This window comes from Candidatus Acidiferrales bacterium, assembly GCA_035515795.1.
Classification (GTDB): Bacteria; Bacteroidota; Ignavibacteria; order Kryptoniales; family JAKASW01; genus JAKASW01.
The window spans coordinates 84,761-102,752 of record DATJAY010000033.1 but is presented as its reverse complement, the minus strand read 5'-3'; the positions used below and the strand labels follow the sequence as shown (position 1 = coordinate 102,752).

General features: G+C 46.9%; 20 protein-coding genes. 6 read left to right on the top strand and 14 right to left on the bottom strand.

Features of this window, described 5'->3' with window-relative positions:
* Positions 1-259 precede the first annotated feature (259 nt).
* The 9 genes from VLX91_13340 to VLX91_13300 all read right to left on the bottom strand — a co-directional run bounded on the left by VLX91_13340 (position 260) and on the right by VLX91_13300 (position 6,662).
* Complete coding sequence (locus VLX91_13340; GenBank protein ID HUI31190.1) at positions 260-1,414, bottom strand: winged helix DNA-binding domain-containing protein; 1,155 nt, start codon at positions 1,412-1,414, stop codon at positions 260-262.
* 602 nt (positions 1,415-2,016) lie between these two features.
* Positions 2,017-2,397 (bottom strand): YciI family protein, encoded by a 381-nt coding sequence (locus tag VLX91_13335; protein ID HUI31189.1) that lies wholly within the window; start codon positions 2,395-2,397, stop codon positions 2,017-2,019.
* Between the two features lie 54 nt (positions 2,398-2,451).
* Positions 2,452-2,874 (bottom strand): VOC family protein, encoded by a 423-nt coding sequence (locus tag VLX91_13330; GenBank protein ID HUI31188.1) that lies wholly within the window; start codon positions 2,872-2,874, stop codon positions 2,452-2,454.
* Positions 2,875-2,908: 34 nt separating this feature from the next.
* Entirely contained in the window at positions 2,909-4,180 is a 1,272-nt protein-coding gene (locus VLX91_13325; GenBank protein ID HUI31187.1) for an RNA polymerase sigma factor, read from the bottom strand.
* Positions 4,181-4,245: 65 nt separating this feature from the next.
* Positions 4,246-4,632, bottom strand: a complete 387-nt coding sequence (locus tag VLX91_13320) for a nuclear transport factor 2 family protein (GenBank protein HUI31186.1) — start codon at positions 4,630-4,632, stop codon at positions 4,246-4,248.
* A 45-nt stretch (positions 4,633-4,677) separates the two neighbouring features.
* Positions 4,678-5,091, bottom strand: coding sequence for a DoxX family protein (locus VLX91_13315; GenBank protein ID HUI31185.1), 414 nt, complete (start codon positions 5,089-5,091; stop codon positions 4,678-4,680).
* Between the two features lie 153 nt (positions 5,092-5,244).
* Positions 5,245-5,766 carry a TMEM175 family protein gene (locus VLX91_13310; protein HUI31184.1) on the bottom strand — a complete coding sequence of 174 codons (522 nt, stop codon included), beginning with the start codon at positions 5,764-5,766 and terminating at the stop codon, positions 5,245-5,247.
* A 75-nt stretch (positions 5,767-5,841) separates the two neighbouring features.
* Positions 5,842-6,231: a protease inhibitor I42 family protein gene (locus tag VLX91_13305; protein HUI31183.1), complete on the bottom strand. Its 390-nt coding sequence runs from the start codon at positions 6,229-6,231 to the stop codon at positions 5,842-5,844.
* A 179-nt stretch (positions 6,232-6,410) separates the two neighbouring features.
* Positions 6,411-6,662 carry a T9SS type A sorting domain-containing protein gene (locus VLX91_13300; GenBank protein HUI31182.1) on the bottom strand — a complete coding sequence of 84 codons (252 nt, stop codon included), beginning with the start codon at positions 6,660-6,662 and terminating at the stop codon, positions 6,411-6,413.
* A gap of 444 nt (positions 6,663-7,106) precedes the next feature.
* On the opposite strand from VLX91_13300, the gene VLX91_13295 reads away from it, so the two are divergent.
* Genes VLX91_13295 through VLX91_13280 form a run of 4 tightly spaced genes read left to right on the top strand, consistent with a single transcriptional unit; the run spans position 7,107 to position 8,944 of the window.
* Positions 7,107-7,448, top strand: coding sequence for a hypothetical protein (locus VLX91_13295; GenBank protein ID HUI31181.1), 342 nt, complete (start codon positions 7,107-7,109; stop codon positions 7,446-7,448).
* A gap of 30 nt (positions 7,449-7,478) precedes the next feature.
* Complete coding sequence (locus VLX91_13290; GenBank protein ID HUI31180.1) at positions 7,479-7,778, top strand: hypothetical protein; 300 nt, start codon at positions 7,479-7,481, stop codon at positions 7,776-7,778.
* Entirely contained in the window at positions 7,771-8,004 is a 234-nt protein-coding gene (locus VLX91_13285) for a helix-turn-helix transcriptional regulator (protein HUI31179.1), read from the top strand. Before VLX91_13290 ends, VLX91_13285 begins: the two co-directional genes overlap by 8 nt.
* Positions 8,005-8,008: 4 nt before the next feature.
* Positions 8,009-8,944, top strand: a complete 936-nt coding sequence (locus VLX91_13280; GenBank protein HUI31178.1) for an IS1595 family transposase — start codon at positions 8,009-8,011, stop codon at positions 8,942-8,944.
* 143 nt (positions 8,945-9,087) lie between these two features.
* Here VLX91_13280 and VLX91_13275 read toward each other — a convergent pair whose 3' ends face one another.
* The 5 genes from VLX91_13275 to VLX91_13255 all read right to left on the bottom strand — a co-directional run bounded on the left by VLX91_13275 (position 9,088) and on the right by VLX91_13255 (position 14,261).
* Positions 9,088-10,707 (bottom strand): hypothetical protein, encoded by a 1,620-nt coding sequence (locus tag VLX91_13275; protein HUI31177.1) that lies wholly within the window; start codon positions 10,705-10,707, stop codon positions 9,088-9,090.
* Between the two features lie 157 nt (positions 10,708-10,864).
* Positions 10,865-11,233: a hypothetical protein gene (locus tag VLX91_13270; protein HUI31176.1), complete on the bottom strand. Its 369-nt coding sequence runs from the start codon at positions 11,231-11,233 to the stop codon at positions 10,865-10,867.
* 258 nt (positions 11,234-11,491) lie between these two features.
* Entirely contained in the window at positions 11,492-12,058 is a 567-nt protein-coding gene (locus VLX91_13265) for a hypothetical protein (protein HUI31175.1), read from the bottom strand.
* A 97-nt stretch (positions 12,059-12,155) separates the two neighbouring features.
* Positions 12,156-12,722: a hypothetical protein gene (locus tag VLX91_13260; protein ID HUI31174.1), complete on the bottom strand. Its 567-nt coding sequence runs from the start codon at positions 12,720-12,722 to the stop codon at positions 12,156-12,158.
* Between the two features lie 264 nt (positions 12,723-12,986).
* Positions 12,987-14,261 (bottom strand): MFS transporter, encoded by a 1,275-nt coding sequence (locus VLX91_13255; GenBank protein ID HUI31173.1) that lies wholly within the window; start codon positions 14,259-14,261, stop codon positions 12,987-12,989.
* A gap of 224 nt (positions 14,262-14,485) precedes the next feature.
* On the opposite strand from VLX91_13255, the gene VLX91_13250 reads away from it, so the two are divergent.
* The gene (locus VLX91_13250; protein HUI31172.1) at positions 14,486-15,724 is read left to right on the top strand and encodes a metallophosphoesterase; all 1,239 of its coding nucleotides are present in this window, start codon (positions 14,486-14,488) and stop codon (positions 15,722-15,724) included.
* 102 nt (positions 15,725-15,826) lie between these two features.
* Positions 15,827-17,911 carry a glycosyltransferase 87 family protein gene (locus VLX91_13245; GenBank protein ID HUI31171.1) on the top strand — a complete coding sequence of 695 codons (2,085 nt, stop codon included), beginning with the start codon at positions 15,827-15,829 and terminating at the stop codon, positions 17,909-17,911.
* Positions 17,912-17,992: the final 81 nt, after the last annotated feature.

Sequence of the window (17,992 nt, the reverse complement as noted above, 5' to 3'; positions counted from 1 at the left end):
GGGGACAAGCTTTCAAAACTACTCAGCTTCAAGCTGAAACAATCGTAAGGTGAATCTTCGTGCTTTGGGCTCCCTGCTTTTTTCTGCCCTCTGGCAATATCTTCGTCTAAATTTTAATAAGCCATGGAGTAAATGTCAAGTAAAAATCAAAAGTAAATCTAGGGGAGCAGACCTCTCATGATTTTTGATTTATGACGTTCTATTTCTTACCTCTTCGCTCCGGCAACTTGTCTATCAAATACTCTGCATTATACACTGCTCAAATCCTGCAGACGACGTTTTTCGCATCCAAAAACTTCCCGAATTGCATGCTTGCCTGTCGAATTACATCTTTTTCTTTTTTAGTGTGCGCGCGAAATAATCCTGTCTCGATGATGAGCTCACCGTCAGCGATCTTTCGCTTCCATAATCCTGTCACCTGTCCGTTGATCACAATTGCCGGTCTGAACAAACGATTCTCTGAAATCAATTTCTTCTCGATGCTGCGATAGAGAGATGCGCTCCTGTCCTTGTAGCCGACGAGGAATTCATCGAAAGCAGGGAGGAGAAAAACGGAGTTTTGTTTACGCAGATGTTGCCAGCAATATTCTGACTCACCCCCATCCCGCAAAGCGGGTTTTCCCCCTCTCTTTCCGAAAAGAGAGGGGGACAAAGGCATGTCCCGCAGTGCTCCTATGCGGGAAGGTGCGTTCGGTATCGATTCGTGATTCGGCACTGCGAGAGAATCTGGCAACCAGTACGTGTTTCCATCTGCGACCTCTGAAACGAATTTCGATTTGATCATTTCCAGCGCATTCTTTGAGTCGTTCATCGACAGCCCGGACCAGCGGGCGAAATCATGAAGAGTCGCCGGACCATGGCTCGAAAAATATTTCCGGGCGAGTTCTTTCAGGGAATCTTCCCGGCTCACGTGTTTGCGCTTTGCGACTCTTTTCTCCAGAAGCGCGTAGGTCTGTTTAATCCCTTTCATCCTCCCGGAGCAAATCAGCCCTTCCCACTCCGCTCGCATTATAAGATGAGATCCTCTAAATCCGCCGGTCACGATCCTTGCCTTGTTGAGTTCCGCGATAAGTTCCTCACGAGTTAAATGTTCATCGGGGCTCAGCGCTTTTTCTATCACGCGATTACTTTTCGCAATAATAGCTCCGGTAAGTCCCAGCCACTTCTCTCTGAATTTCATCGATGCTATGATATGAGGAGCAGTGAGTTCAAGCATCCAGTAAATATCATCCGAGGAAACAAAGTGCCATGTCGGGCGCATCAAATGTGTGCGGAGGATTTCGCCTTCATTGATAGCCGCTGCGATCAGCTCGTCTGTCGAGTCCGGGAGTCGAATCCCGATAGCCCACTTTGCCATCGAATAATCCTGGGCCTGAATTGCACCCATCCAGCTCACGATTTCTTTCGCAGTCATTAATTTCGAGGCAGTAATTTGTTGGTTAAAAAGACGAAGACCGGCGATATCGGATAAATTAATGCTTCAACCTCCTAACTCGGCAGGAGTGAAATCAAACAGGAATTAACAATAAAACGACTCGATAACAGCCATCCCCTGCGAAAATGGAGTTTCGTCCCCCTCATATAGAAACTCTCAGGTTACCTGAAGAGGCGATTTTTGGAGTCTCCTCAGTGAGAAGTGAACCGCAGTATATCAAAATCGCCTCCAGTACGGGGGACGGAATGTTCCCGATTAAATATCGGGACCATTTTCGCGGGGCGCCCTTTTTCCCGCTCCGACATAATAGTCTTTTTATTGATGCGGGATGGCGCAAGGCGCTCACTTTCGGTTCGCTTAATTGTTGTAGTGCAGAAAGATTGGAGTTTCCTCATCTTCATACCTGTATTTATACGATTCCTTATCTTTTGGGCGAGCAAAAGAAAATGGACAGACGCGATCAAGCACTCGCTCTCAGGATTTTCGTGATTTCTGGGTTTGAAGATCCTCTTCCCACGGTGAATTGCTGCAGATAGACATTTTTTCTATCGTTGTGCGAAATCTACTGCGAACAGACTAATTCAGTCAAACAAGTCTCGCGGTTGTTCGATTTGCCTTCGCTCACCGCGTGTATTAACCAGCTCTCTCACCGGCCGTACCTCAATGCAACCGACCTGTGCCGGCGGAATCTTAGATGCAACTTCAATCGCTTCATCCATGCTGGATGCATCGATGAGATAGAAGCCTGCAAGTGCCTCCTTTGTTTCCGCAAAAGGTCCGTCCACAATAGAAACCCTGCCATCCCGAACTCTTACAGTTTTTGCGGTGCTTATCCGTTGTAGCGCCTCAGATGAGAAGCACTGTCCGCTTCTCCTTATCGCCGCATCATATTCCATGCATTCATCGTCGTTCATGGCGGCGATCTTTGCTTCTTCTCCGTAAACAAGACAAATATACTTCATGTTATTCTCCTTACAAGTTTACACGTAGTGAATGTAGCTCTGTTCTCTATAATTTTAATTCTCCGGAATCAATTGCTGGCTCCACAATATTTCCCACAGGTGTCCGTCTGGATCTTCGAAGTATCCATGGTAACCACCCCAAAATGCTTTCTCAGCAGGTTTGACAATCTTCGCTCCGGCCCTTTTTGCCAGATCCAGCACCGACTCGACCTCGGCTGTATCTCTCACATTGTAGCCGATCGAGAATTCGGTGGAAGATCTATGGCCAACCGGAACGTCCGCGTCCCAGGCAAGATCTCTCCTGGAATAGATTGCGAGTATCGTTCCGTTCTTCATATCGAAGAATGCCACTTCGCCATGTTCAAATTCTTTTCCGACGATCCCTTTGGAGGGAAATCCCAATCCGTCGTGATAGAATCTATATGCCCTCTCCAGATCGTCAACGCCTAGCGTCAGTACTGCAAATCTTGGTTCCATGACAGTCTCCTCTTCATGTCGAACGATTTTGAAATTAGAAATGATGGGCTTCCGATTGGTCAAGCTCGTTCAGCCGTCTTTCAAGAAATCTTTTCTCGGGTTCCTGTCGTGCAAGAGACAACGCCCTTTCGTAAGACGTCTTAGCTTCCTCCGTTTTTCCCAATCTCCTGCAAAGCTCGGCGCGTGCTGAATGCGCAAGATGGTAATCTTTCAACTCGCCGCGGATAAGGATGTCGTCGATAATCCGCAGACCAGCTTCGGGTCCGTCGCGCATCGCCACTGCAACCGCACGATTAAGCTCGACCACCGGCGAAGGGATTAACCGCATTAGAATTCCATATAGCTCGACAATTTCCGTCCAGTCGGTTGAAGATGCATCTTGAGCTTCGGCGTGGACGGCAGCGATCGCAGCCTGAACGGCATACGGGCCCACCGGCGGAGAAGACAGAGCCTGCTCAACAAGTGCGACTCCTTCCCTGATCGTGTCCCGGTTCCAGAGTGAACGGTCCTGCTCATCCAGAAGAACAATGTCACCTGAGGGCGAAGTTCTCGCGGTTCTTCGCGATTCATGGAGCAACATCAACGCGAGGAGTCCTTTTACTTCGGTTTCAGGGAGAAGTGTGAGTAGAAGCCGTGCTAACCGTATTGCTTCATCCGAGAGATCTGCCCGGGTGGCCGAGTCGCCTGACGAAGCTGAATATCCTTCATTGAAGATTAAATAAACGACCTGCAAAACTGTATCCAGCCTCTCAGGAAGTTCATCCCTTGAAGGTACTTTGTACGGAATGCGAGCTTCGCGGATCTTTGACTTGGCACGAACGATTCGTTGTGCCATTGTAGACGGAGTCGTGAGGAAGGCACCCGCGATTTCCTCGGTTGTAAGTCCGCAAACCTCACGCAGCGTGAGCGCGACTCTCGCCTCTGGCGACAGCGCCGGATGGCAGCACGTGAAAACCAGTCTCAAGCGATCGTCTTCGATTTTGTCGTCGTCGAATTCCTCGTCAACGCCAAGACTGTCGGCAAGCTGCTCCGCCAAAGGTTCGAATGGGGTCTCAAATTTTGCCCGTCGACGGATTTGATCAATCGCTTTGAAACGTCCCGCTGAGACGAGCCAGGCCCGCGGACTCTTCGGAATGCCATCTTTCTGCCATTGCTCCATGGCCGCGCTGAATGCCTCGTGCATTGCATCCTCAGCAAGCTCGAAATCGCCGAGCAGGCGGATCAGCGTAGCGAGTACTCTCCGCGATTCCGTGCGGTAAAGATCGTCTATTAACTTGCGAATGTTGTCAGATGAATTCCGTGCCATGATTAATTAAGAAAATAGAAGAGTACTTCAATATATTATCAGAACACGGAACTAAAGAAGTTAGTTCAAAATGCCCCGTCCTTGTTCGGGGAATCGTCGGGGATGACCTGACCGTAATCCCACATCTCCACAATCTTATCGTCTTTGAACCGAAACATGTGTACCACCACCATTCCCTTCTCTCCGGATTTGAACATAAGGTGTGAGTGAACCGCCACAAGATCATCATCGCCGATAATATTCTTGATTGTCAATTTCTTGTCGGGAAATTGTACATGATTCTCCGCCATTGCCTTTTTGAGGGTTGTGAAACCCGCCTGGAAAAAGACATTGTGGTGTCTGCCATCCATATCGACGTACTTTCCGTATGCTTCATCGAATTTGCCGGCTATTACCAGTTGGAGAAATTCCGCTGCCGCATGTTTGCGTGCTTGGATGTCACTGCTTTTCATGTTGAACCTCCGTATTTCTCAATGATCCATACGAGATTAACGCAGTCACCGCCGGTCGCGAGGGCGTCTAAATATTGCGTCGACACTCCATGGTCCTGCACCGGCTGCGGAGAAATAAAGCCAGATGAAACAATAGACCATAGCGAGCTCACCTCCGCTTATTATTGGCCAGAAGCTTCGCGGGAAGTGGACCTGAAAGAATGCCACTGCCATCTCGCCTGAAAGTATAAACGCCACGGGGCGTGTAAATAATCCGATCAACATCAAGCCGCCGCCGAATGCTTCAAGTACTCCGGCGAGCCCCACTTGAGAAAAAAGATGAATGCCGTTTCCCATCCCCGCGGGAAAGGCAAACAGCTTCATCGTACCATGAAGCACAAACGTGAATGCGGCCATGATCCGGAGAAGGCTCTTCAGGTATGGCTCCAGGCGTTGCCACCGTGCAGTAAAATTTTTCATGACATCGACTTCCTTTCTTTTGTTTTATTGTTCTTCCACAAACTCAAGCTCTTACCGATCTGGGCGAGGCGCTTCGATCTAAAAAATATGCAACCAATGGGATCAACATAAAACCAAAATAGGCAAACGGGACAGCGGATATTACACAGCCGATCACGACAAACATACAATTGGCGCTGCCCAAACACGACGGCTGGCGCGAGTGACCTGAATTGGATCTACTCCGGGACCAATCAGCTTGTTCCTCACTGCGTGACGCCAGAAGAAAGCTTTTGCGACGCTGATTCCGGCGAAAGCCACGGTGTAGACACAAGCAGCAAATCTCAGATAATAATATTCGCTCAGAATTGCCGTGGCAAGAGGAAGAAATGCAACGAACAGCAGCAGAATGAGATTCTTCCACAAGAGGCCGGAATTGTATCCTTCAATAAAAAGGCACAGCCGATGATGTTCGATCCATGTCTGCCCTATAAGGAGAAATGATATGAAGAAGCCGACTATCATAGGGAAAACCTGAAGAAAAGCATTCCATAATCTCGCCTCGGTGGCTGGTTGCTGAAGAATCGGTATCCTGATTTCAATAACAAGAAGTGTGATGGCGATGGCAAAAACCGCATCGCTGAAAAACACCATCCGCTCGAAAGCAAGGTGTATTTTCTTTTCAGATAAATGCATATCTAACTCCTCCTTATAACGAGGAACAAGATAATTCATTTGGTGTTGATGAGGAAATACTCCTCAAGCGATTAATTATCTTACCAACAGTACGTATCTCATCGAATCAATCGGAGGAATGTTGATCTCCCAACCTCGAAGTTCCCTCAAAGCAAAAGTGCAAACTCCGGTGCGAATTGCGGTGCAATAGAATGTCTCTATCGTCAGCCCGCCGATTTGATCGGCTCGACCGCTGTACGGTCTGAAATGTACGCTGTCAATCTTAGCTACATCTGAATCGCTGATCACATAATACCATTGGTATCCTGCATCCGCATTTAGATTCAACTCAAACGCAAATTTCTGGTTCGGATGATACGTGGCATTAATGGTTTTCCCCGATTGATCCTGCGAAGGCTGCGTCGATTTTAAGCATCCAGGATATAACAGCGCAATCAGAAAAAGCTCGATCCAATATTTCTTCATAGCTTCCTCAACCTAAATCGCTATTAAATTCATTCTCGAGCAATGGCCTAAACGCCATCTCGCAATTTATAAAATGCAATTTGCATCATGGACGTCCAAGAATCATGATAAGCATGCCTATCGAACCGGCAAGATTACCGGTGCAATGCACGACCATCCCGATGTAGATGTTCCGAGCTCTACTTCAACAACAGCAGTTTCTTTGTCTCAGTAAAATTTCCCGACTGGATTCTGTAAAGGTAAACTCCACTCGTAAATCTGCTCGCGTCAAAATTGACATCGTAATACCCGGCTTGTAATTCTCTGTCAATCAGTGTCTGCACTTCCCTGCCGAGCAGATCGTAGATTGTCAATTTTGTAAGTTCCGATTTAGGCAGCGCAAATTCTATTCTAGTAGTCGGGTTGAATGGGTTGGGATAGTTCTGAGTCAATGAAAACTCTTTTGGTGTTCCACCTTCTTCCCTGACATCCGCTGCCGTTGCATGGAAACTCGATACATCGCTCCACGGGCCTGAACCTATAACATTGCTCGCCTGAACCTCCCAGTAGTACTCTTTTCCTTCGAGAAACCCGAATAAATCCTTGACCGTATCCGACGTTGAAATCGAAGAGTTGACTTGAACAAATGTCGAATCGTTAGATATCTGAAATAAATATTGATCGGCGTATTCTACTTTGGGTGATTATATACTTGCCTCACCTTCGATTTTCGTTCAAATTCGCACATAAAAATATTTTTCATTTTGTCTGTAAGTATATTATAATACAACCACTTACAACCCCGACTTTTTCATCTAAAGCTTGCATTATAATACACCGTATGTTATATTGCATACATGATTAACAACAACATAACAGATCCAGGAGATGAGAGAATGACGGAGAGACAGTATGAAATCACCAGCGGATTCATCGGATCGCTCGGCCTGACGTGGAATCCAATTAGTGGTGCGGAATTGGATGCTGTGTTGATCAAAACGGCGCAACATCACAAAATATCTGTTGAGGAACTGAATCAATTTTTGGTAGCCCACGCCGGACGTGGAGTCGAAACTGGCGAAAAATCCCCGAACCATTATTACGACCACAGCATTGGACAGATACGCGTGATTGCTGTTGCCCCACAGGCGATTCATCAGCCTCGATTTACCTGTCCGAAATGTGGTGAACACAGAGACACGACGCGCCGTGGTCATTGCGATGACTGCGAGGCGTAAATCACTAATCACAAAAACAGGAGAAATGCAATGAAAAAATTGATGAAACCAATAACAGCAACCGTGTTCGGCAGTCGTAACGGTACGTGGGTTATCCCAGACACAGACGATCAAACCGAACTCAAACATGACTGCGAGAATGACGGTGCGGCATATATTGTTGGAAACACCGCCTATCATGCCATATACCTGCCAGGCGCATATCAGAACCACGGTCGAACCGTGTATTATGTGGGGCAACTGAACAACGGACATGAATTGATGGGAAAATGGATTGAGATTGATCGCGATGAATTGCCCACCGAAATTGCGGAGGCGTTGAATGTCTAAAACAGAAAAACAACTAACCGAAGTGCAGGAAATTCTTGGAAAACAAATCACAAAGCTCCGCGAGTCGCTCGGACTGTCGCAGGAAGCATTTGCCGACAAATGCGGCTGGGATCGTGGACGTGAGTCTAAGATAGAGTCAGGAAAATACAACCTAACCCTCTCGTCACTCATCGCCATTGCAAACGCATCTGGTATGTACCTTGATATTAATTTTTCTAAAAAGTGAAAACATGAATCAGCCTGAAACGCTCCAAGAAGCAATCGTTTATTTTGCAAACAAAACCGTTGCACACGATTACCTCGTTTCCGTTCGGTGGGGAAACGGGATAGTTTGTCCGCATTGCAAAGGCAAAGAGCACTCATATATTTCTACTCGGAAAATTTGGAAATGTAAATCCTGCAAAAAACAATTTTCGGTAAAAGCCGGAACTATTTTTGAGGCTTCTCCCGTTGGATTGGACAAATGGTTCTCTGTAGTTTGGATGATCGCAAATTCTAAAAATGGAATTAGCTCTTGCGAAATTAGCAGAGCAATCGGCGTTACTCAAAAGACAGCGTGGTTCATGCTGCACCGCATCCGCCAAGCAATGAAATCCGGTTCGTTTGAAAAATTGTCCGGTGAAGTGGAAATAGACGAGACATATTTCGGCGGCGAAGCACGGAACATGCACTATGGTAAACGAGAAGTTAGCGGGCGCGGTTCGGTCGGAAAAACTATTGTCGTTGGATTGCTTGAACGAAACGGGAATGCCCGAATAACCACTCCTCGTAATGCGAAGAAAAAGACGCTTCAAAAAATTATCCGCGCAGAAGTTGAAAAGGGTTCCGAGATATTTACAGACGCTTTTGCATCGTATAATGGATTGGAAACAGAATACATCCACAGCATTATCGACCATGCCACGGCGTATGTAAACGGAAACGTTCACACAAATGGAATCGAAAATTTCTGGAGCCTTTTCAAGCGAACGATGAGAGGAACTTATATATATTGTAATCCTTCGCATCTTTTTCGATACCTTGATGAGCAAACTTTTCGCTTCAACAATCGCAAGACGACTGACTCTAACCGTTTTGCCCTTGCGCTTAACGGCATCCAAAACAAACGCATCATGTATAGACAATTGATTGCTCATCATACACCTAAACAACTCACACTTTTTTGAAAGAAATCCATGGCACAAATCAAATCCGAATTTAAAAAGTTCCAAACGCTGTTGAAAAAGTTACTCACAGTTAAACCTTCTGAAGTCGTTCAGAAAAAAGATTCTCAAAATAAAAAACCTAAACAGGTGCATTAAGTATATAATCACCCTACTTTGTTCCAATTGAATCTGTATCCGAGGTATCCGGATTGTGAGGAATCCAGAGTGGCTGCAAGTAATTCCGGCTTAGCAGGCGAAGGGCCTGTCGTGGTGATCTGCCGGACATCGCTCCATGGACCGGGGCCGAGAGCACTCTTTATCCGCACACGCCAATAGTATAGTTTGCTTTTCGACATGCCGGTGATTGTTTCTATTGTATCTGCCGTCGAATCGATTATGGCATTATTTGCAAATGTGAGGCCGTTGGATAATTGGATAAAATACTCTTCAGCGTCGCTTGACTTGTTCCACTGAAAGGTAATGGCTGTGTCCATACCTGTTTGAAGATTAGGAGGCGAGACTAAAGTCGTCCTTCCAAAATAAGATGTGCCGTTAGTAAGCGTCGGATTAGTCCACGTGATCCATGGCACAAGATCGATACTATATGGACTGTCAGATATATTCGTGTTTACAGTATCCCGGCCAAGCAGAAACTTGTCCACGAAGGCTTCAATCTCCGGTATCTGGCTTTGTGGAACGTCGCAGTGCACATGTCCACCGACAATGGAAAAGCCGAACCTGTCCGGTATGCCTAAAGCATCATAGACCTGCTGACATGCCCTGCTGCAGACGTCGCATGACGGATTCGAGAGCCATGTATAACCCGGGTTTGCCGTGACGTACAACGCACGCAGCGCACACATTGCCATTAGCTCATGATGGTCCTCAGGAAGGTATGAAACATTGTTGCCGGCAAATTGGTGCATCGAATCCATAAACCAATTGTAATCTGTATTATCTATATCTTCCACGCTGCCGGCAGGCTGTGTATGAGAATATCGCCACGAAGTAGCGCCGCCACCACCAGACTCCTGTGCAATTGTAAGCGCAATACGCTCGTCAAAAGCCCCGGCAAAGAGTGCCATCTTACCAGCGTAGGAGCAGCCGGTGACTGCTATGTGTTTCAGATCTATTGGGAGTGAATCTTGAACCAACTCCAGTCCGTCAATTATTCGGCTCACTCCCCATGCCCACGCGCTGTACTGTCCGATATTGCTGAGGTTGAGATTTGGGTAAAGCCTGAAGTACGGATCCGTATTACTCGGATTGCCGTAAGACGTTACCTGATCATGGTTGAATGTGATTTCTGCAATATTGCGATTGCCGAATATGCTATCGGGGAGACTGCCGGTGAGACTATTCATGCCGATCACTGCCGGGAAAGGTCCGGTTCCGGACGGGAGGACAACTTGCGAAGTCAGCGTGAGCGTTTGGCCGTTCACAGTAACATTCACCGTGAGTGTGTCGGCCGAGTAGCTGGCGGTGATGGTGTCAGGACGGGGCGGCTTTACACCGATCTCATAATTTTGGATCTGGTCGCCGATTTCAGCGCGACGAACCCGCCAATCGGAGTAGTACGAAATGGTGCCTCTACCGTCGGCCCACTCGAACGGGTTCGGCAATGACTGAACAATAGGAAGCTGGTTGAATGCAGGCATGAAAGGTGCCGGAACGTCTGCGCCGGTGTTCTCAACATCGTAGACGAGCGGCATCGGCTGAGCTAATGCATCGACGAACGAGTACGTGTATAATAGAAGGAAAAGAAATAATAGCTTTGTTTTCATTTCGACTCTCCCTGCAAATATTTTCTGGTGCTTCTGAATCTCTTGATTATTCCGCTTCGTGCTTCTTCTTACCTATCCAAATTTTTGCAGAATTTATTCCCCCGCTTCGTAAAATGCAAATATATAAACCCCGGCCGCAACTGCAACGACCATCAGTTCAATTTCTTTCTTGTTTTCTTTTCAAAAAGTACCAGCCTCCGATTAGAGAGCTCGGTGCAAATAATAATATCGAGGCAATTTGTGAATAATGATTTCCCGTCGTCATGACATAAGATATTGCAGCAAATCCCGCCAGGATCAAAGCTAGTACGTAATTTATTTTCAGGTTGGATGATTTTGACAGGAGCTGGGTCAGGAATCCGCCTATGAATGAAAAGAGAAGCCCGTACAAAATAGAAAATATCAAGAATCTGGTAGCTGGGTTTGCATGAGGATCGATATGCGGGAGTTGATATAAAAGGACCGCACTCAGCGCATATACAAGGTACCCTAACAGCACCGAGATAATGTTCCTGAGGATTTTCATGGACTAAAGTAGCTCCTTATTTTTAAGTGCGCTGAGAGATACATGGGTTCTCCAAGGCACCTTGCCTCTCGCCGTTATTCCGCGCTGGGGATTACCACCTTGGTTGTCACACCCTCCATGCGTCACGAGCCCATCTTCCTAATATTTTCCTCATAAAATACTAAATCCCAACCCCAAGAAAATCAAGATGATGCTCCAGGGCGAATCACACATAACATAGCACTATCAAAGAAACACCTGCCCCCCAACGACCTCCTGCTACTTCGCAGTCCAGCTGAGAACTAACTCGCAATATCCTTTGTCGTCTTCGATCGGAGTCGTGAACTCCGCTTTTATATCTTTTGCTCCGGAGATCGACAGAGCCTTGCGGTAAAACCCGATGATGCTGAGGCCGACGAGCCGATGACGTCTTTCAAATCCTATGTACTTCAGGACTGCTTTCCCCGCGGCGGGCAGACTTGCCTCAATAGCCAGTCCCCGAAAATATGTTCGGTTGACAGTGGAGATAACTCGTAACACGAATTCAGGTGTCCCCAATTTCAGAAACGCTCTATAAATTCCGGTCAGCTCCTGCTCGAACAGTACCTCCGACCGCTTGATCAACTCCTCTTCGTTCCCATTTGCCGTTACCTTCAGATCCAATTCCAGAAACTCAACGAACGCATCGAGAGGATACCAACTTGTCGGCGCAATTGGTCCTTTTTCAAATACCTCCCGAGCTACCCCCTTCAGAAGACCCACAACGGTATTGTATGCTTCCTGTCCGTAGTGCTTCTTAACTGAATTGATCGTGTCGTTCACTACCGATCCTTTTATTTCAATCATAGATCCTCTTTATCCATAAACAGCACCAATTCTCAACTCAGTCAAGTCTTCGTTACAATGGACTAACATTCACCGGCAATACAAAGTTGCCTTCCCGCTATTTGCCGCTCCACCAGAGAACCAGCTCGCAAAATCCTTTACCTTCCTCGATTGCGGTTGTAAATTCGGCCCTGACATCCTGGGCTCCGGAAATCTCCAAAGCTTTGCGGAAGAACCCGATGATGCTGTAGCCTATTATGCGGTGACGTTTTTCAAATCCAGTATACCTTAATACAGCCCTACCCGCAGTCTGCTCAGAGACCTCGACGTTCACTCCTTGAAAATACGTCTGGTGGACAGTCATGATTCGATTGAGCACAAACCCGGGCGATCCCAATCTCACGAACAATTTATAAATCCCGCTTAGCTCCCGCTCGATCACCGCCTCCGATCGCTTGATTAACTCTTTCTCGTCGCCGTGCGCAGTCACTTTCAAATCCATTTCGAGAAACTCGACAAAAGCATCCAAAGAATACCAACTCACCTGCATGATGGATCCTTTTTCGAATATTGCCCTCGTTTCGTCCTTCAACATTCCGAGGATGGTGTTATATGCCTGCTCTCCGAAATTATTCTTGACGGCTTTGACCGCGTCGCTAACTGCAGACCCTTTGACTTGTACCATGTTCCCTCCTTATATGTAAGTTAAAGCAAACTACAAATATAAGTGGAGCTCCCTGGTCCGTCCGTCGATGCTCACAACAACCCGGGTGGCACGTGAGATTGCGAATAACCTCACCGATTCTCTGCTACAAATTTACGACGCGTTTACCATAGCCAGCTTGCGGACAATGACCTCACAGAATATAAAGTGACGACGTACAAAAGGCAAGCTTGCCGATGCGCCTTCTTGTTTCCCCGCTCCAATCATAAACTGCTCGATCATGGTTCAACTACTCGGCGCAGTCTCAGAACGCTTTTTTCTCGTGAGATACCAATTATACGCGACCATCAACACAGTACCGATAATCCCGATAATGCCGAACACAATCCAAAACTCCGCCGGGTTAGGCTCGCCGATGGCAGGCTTTGCAAGCGATGCATAGAGTCGTCCTCCGAAAATACCGCCCGCAAAATATCCGAGCGCAATCGGGAGAAATGCATAACCCTGGAAGAGCGCCTCCTGCCCTCTCGGAGCTTGATCCGCAATGTATTCGTAGTAACGCGGCGCCATCGACATCTCTCCGAGCGACCACACAACCATGGCAGCAATTACGCCGGGAATACTCGGCCGTGCCGCTATTACAAACCAGCACAGTGACGAAACAAAAAATCCCAGTACGATAGCGGTAATCGGCGGCATTTTTTTCGTCAATCTATTGATGACGACCTGCAAAAAGATTATCGACCATGCGTCTATCGATTCGATCAAGTCGAACGGAGCTTTTCTGGCAATGAAGTCGGTTATGTAATAAGGGAGCGTAATAAAGATCTGCCAGAACGTCACCCAGTACAAAGAAAAGATCAGGAGGAACACCATGAAGCGCGCGTTGATCAAAACCCTGGCCATGTCCGCAAGTTTCGTCTTTACCGAAGGCTGCTTGATAGCCGTCGCAGATTCAGGTACGCGGTAAAACAATATAGTTCCAGCAAGCATCATGGCACAACTCAGTGCCGAAACCATATATACCCACTGGATCCCGACAATACTTCTGACGAAATATGCTATGACCGGCCCGGTCGCGCCGCCCACGTTCACCAGAGTATAGTAGATCGCGTAGCCGAGCGATTTCGTCTCACGATTTGTGGAGAATGCAACCGTCCCGAGGACAGACGGCTTAATGAACGACTCGCCGACGGAAGTAAATACCAGCACGGCAACTATAAGCCAGAAGAGCGACATATCATGGATGAGCGGTCTGAAAAACGGAGAACCGATTGCGCCGATCAGGAAATATCCTATCGCCATCACGAGAAATGCGAATGAGAATGCCTTGCGGAATCCGTATTTGTCGGCGAACGTCCCCGCGAAAATGGGAAGAAGGTAGACGAGAAGCCCGAAGATAGACGATAATGTGGTCGCGTCGATTTCGTTGAAGTTCAGGTAATCGCGGAGGAATATGCTCATAACCGCGGCCTGGGCGTAATAAGCCAGCCTCTCGAAGAGCTCGAGTGAATTTGCAACCCAGAATGACGGATGGAAACTGCCGAAGAATTTTTTCACCGAAGATCTCGTGCGCAGGATTTGTGGTTCAGCGCTCATAGACTGCCTCTCTTGCTGGTTGACTCGAAAGCTCAATATAACCAGGCGGAATTGCAAAAGTCAAAACTAAAGATCAGCGATTACGTTTCAGCTAAGATCCAATTGATGAAGCCTGACACCTTTTCCTGCCTACCATTAATATCCCGTACGTGTTAAATTATAAATATGAAAGGAAAACTCTAGAGATGCCCGACGCACCATTTCATATTTTCAGATTCATTCTGATTCTGTTTATAATTTGTTCCCAGATTGCCCTTTATAGCGTTGCTGTAAAGTACATCTTCGACCGGAATACAAACAAAAATTTCCGAGGACTTTACCTTCCTCTCATTTTCATCCTGGTGAACCTGCCCATAGCATTCATATATTACATTCCGCAGCTTTTCTACCACGGTTTCATGCGGAAATTCATAATGTGGCCGTACTACGCGTACGAGACCCTCAGTCTCGCGATACTTTTTGCAGCTCTGATCGTAGTTCCAATTAGACTCGTGATCAAGATTATTGGACGAGTAAGAAAGGATAAGGCACTACGCATCATGGACATATCGAGTTTAGAGAAGAAACCCGTTGGAACACAATCCCGACGATCATTTATAAAAACCGCGACGATGGGTGTCGGTGCCTACACGTTTGCAGGCTCCCTCCATAGTATTTACACCCGCGAAGAATACAAAATAGAGAATATCAAACTGCCGACGAGCAATCTGCCCAAGCAGCTTGACGGATTACGAATTGCAATGATAAGTGATGTCCACGTCGGGATGTATATGCTCGAAGAAGACATGTTAAAGTACACCGAGGCAATCAATAATCTCAACCCGGATATCATTTTCATTCCAGGCGACTTCGTTACATCTAAGACCGAAGAAATATTTCCGTTCGTCAGAGCGTTCACCGGTCTGAAATCAAAATACGGAATTTACACCTGCCTCGGCAATCACGACTTTTTCGGCGACCCCGACATAATCACTGAAAAAGTGCGCAACATCGGAATGAAGGTCCTGCGAAATGAGACCGAGGAACTAGAGATCAACGGAGCAAAGCTGATGCTCTCGGGAGTCGACGACGGCAAACATGCAAACTTCAGAAAAGTCTCTTTCGAAGCGACTTCGCTGGATACAGCGAGGATCATGCTCTGCCACAAGCCGTATTACTTCGAGACAGCGGTTGCCGGAAAGTTTGACATAATGTTAAGCGGACATACGCATGGAGGACAGATTGTCCTCGTCGATTTCCTCGGCGTGAAACTGACGCCGGCGGCATTAGCTTCTCAATACATTTCCGGGAAGTACCGCCGCGGCGACTCCCTTCTCTATGTCAGCCGGGGAATCGGAACGGTGGGTCTGCCGGTGCGCGTCAACTGCCCGCCAGAAATAACTGTTTTCACCCTTACGAATAAAGCTCTAAATCCAAATTCCTAGATTTTAACTATTGTTGAAAATGCAAAAATCCATGAAGGAGATAACCAGTTCCGTTGAGCTTCAATATTTTGAATTTCTTTGAGATTTAGAACTTAGAAACTAATGCGTCTCTTCGCGAGAATTTTTGTTTTCGCTTCTTCACTGTTCATAATTCTTTACGGCATTCTTCCAGGCTTTTTCAAAGTCGAAGGGGATTTCATCGCGTTTTATGTCGCCGGCAGAAACATTCTTCACGGCACGGATCCGGTTCTGTTTTACCGCTTCCCAGATTTTCAACAGCTCGTGGATACCAGCGGATTATCGACAAGAATATTCTCCGTTGCTTCCTCAACTCCTGCTTCGTTTTTGATTGACACTATTCTTGCCGTCGCTCCTGCCGGCTTTTCAAAATTCATCTTGACCGCAATCAACATCGCCGCGTTTGTCCTTCTCGTTCACGTTTCCGCAAAACTTGCCAATTCGTCTATCAGAACGGCGTACGTAGTATTCTTGAGCTCCTCGTTTGCCCTTGCGACAAATTTCAGTTCGGGAGAACCTTTCATCATAGTTTCTCTTTTTTTTGCGCTGGCATTTCTCGCCTTCTCCATAAGTGCCGAGAGAGCATCCGGAACAATCCTCGGGGTCATCTTCCCGTTTGAAGTGTTCGCAATAGCTCCCGCATTACTTTTTCTGTTGGCAAAGCGATGGAAAGTATTCATTTACTTCCTGCTTATGTCGCTTATTCTTCTCTCCATCGCTTATCTGTTAGTCGGCGAATCTACGATAGTCTATTATTTGCAGCGGGTTTTCCCTTTTTACTTCAATGCCAGAGTTCTTAATCCATTTTCGATTTCATACCAGACCGCATGGTCTTTTCTCAGGACTATTTTTCTGCTGGATCCTGCTCTCAATCCTCATCCTCTTTTCGCATCCGCGAGAGGATACATGTTTTCAATTTCTATGTTCAAGGCTCTAGTCCTGGTGCCATCGGCGTACTTCTTTTATCGTGGAATAGAGAAAAAAAACGCGAGGGAGGCTCTGGTGGCGGGAACCTTTCCCGTATTATTCCTCTCGCCCACTGCGGCGTCATACCAACTTGTCCTCATGGCGCCCGCAATAATCTGTCTCGGGCAGACGGCGCTTGAAGAACAGAAGACGGCTACTGCGAGGCTCTTTATCGTACTTTATGTGCTGGCATGCTTGCCGATTCATTCCTTCCTGTCGAATTCACTAAATATCCAAACACCTTTCATACTGTTTGAAAGGTTTTTCCTCCTTGTATCTATTTATGCCGCTTACCTCATCTTCCAGATGAGACATCTGCCAAAACATTTGCTGGCAGTTCGAATGAGCATCACGACTGCAATCATAGCGGCAGTTACCATTACGCTCTACGCCGGCACATCAGATATGACATCTACGGTCCCCGCCGTACCGGTACTGAGCGGAGACCAATTGAGAAGCGTCGCCTTCAGTCCTGCCGTATTCGGAAACAAGCTGGAATATGTCGGTTTAGATTCTACATCGCAAAACTACGTCATAAAGTCAGGCTCGGACCCGAACTTCCTTGATCCACCGGAAAATTGCTATCGCGTATCCATCGACGAAAAAGGAGAGAATTCAGGAATTGAAACAACGGACGAAAACCGAATTGTCGTCAGCTTCAGGACGGAGTACGGCACAAGGTTTTTTGCCGGGACGAATTGTTCGGTAAGCCGCGATGGAGACTTAGGATCTTTCATAACGGGAGGAAAATTGTTCATTGTCGACCTGAGGGAAAGACAAATTCCCGTCGTCGACAGTATGAATATCCTTCCTTTTAAGATTACTCAGGAGACTTTCAATGTCGAGAAAAAATTCGCAGGCAGTTCCACGAAAGAAATCGTCCTTCTTATAGATTCGTTGAACGGCGCAAACTCGATCGCAACTTACAATCCAGCAACTCGCAATTTGCAGACACACCGGACTGTGCTACATGCGTCGGCGATATCCGCAGACGGAGAGGAGTTTTATGCAACATCTGAAGATGGCGATTCGACGAGCATATGGTCTCAACGCGGCGACGATCAGCCAATAAAATTATTTTCAGTCCACGGGAACATCATGGACATAAATGTTGCAGACCACACTCTTTACTTTTCTTCAGATTTTGAGAGGGGATTAAGCTTTCCCACCATCTATAGATGGACCTTCAAAAATCACGAGTAAGAAATCAAAGCCATCGGGGAATATCCCTATCAGGACAAATCGAGATTTAAAAATTCATCTCCCAACATTTTGACGCGTCGC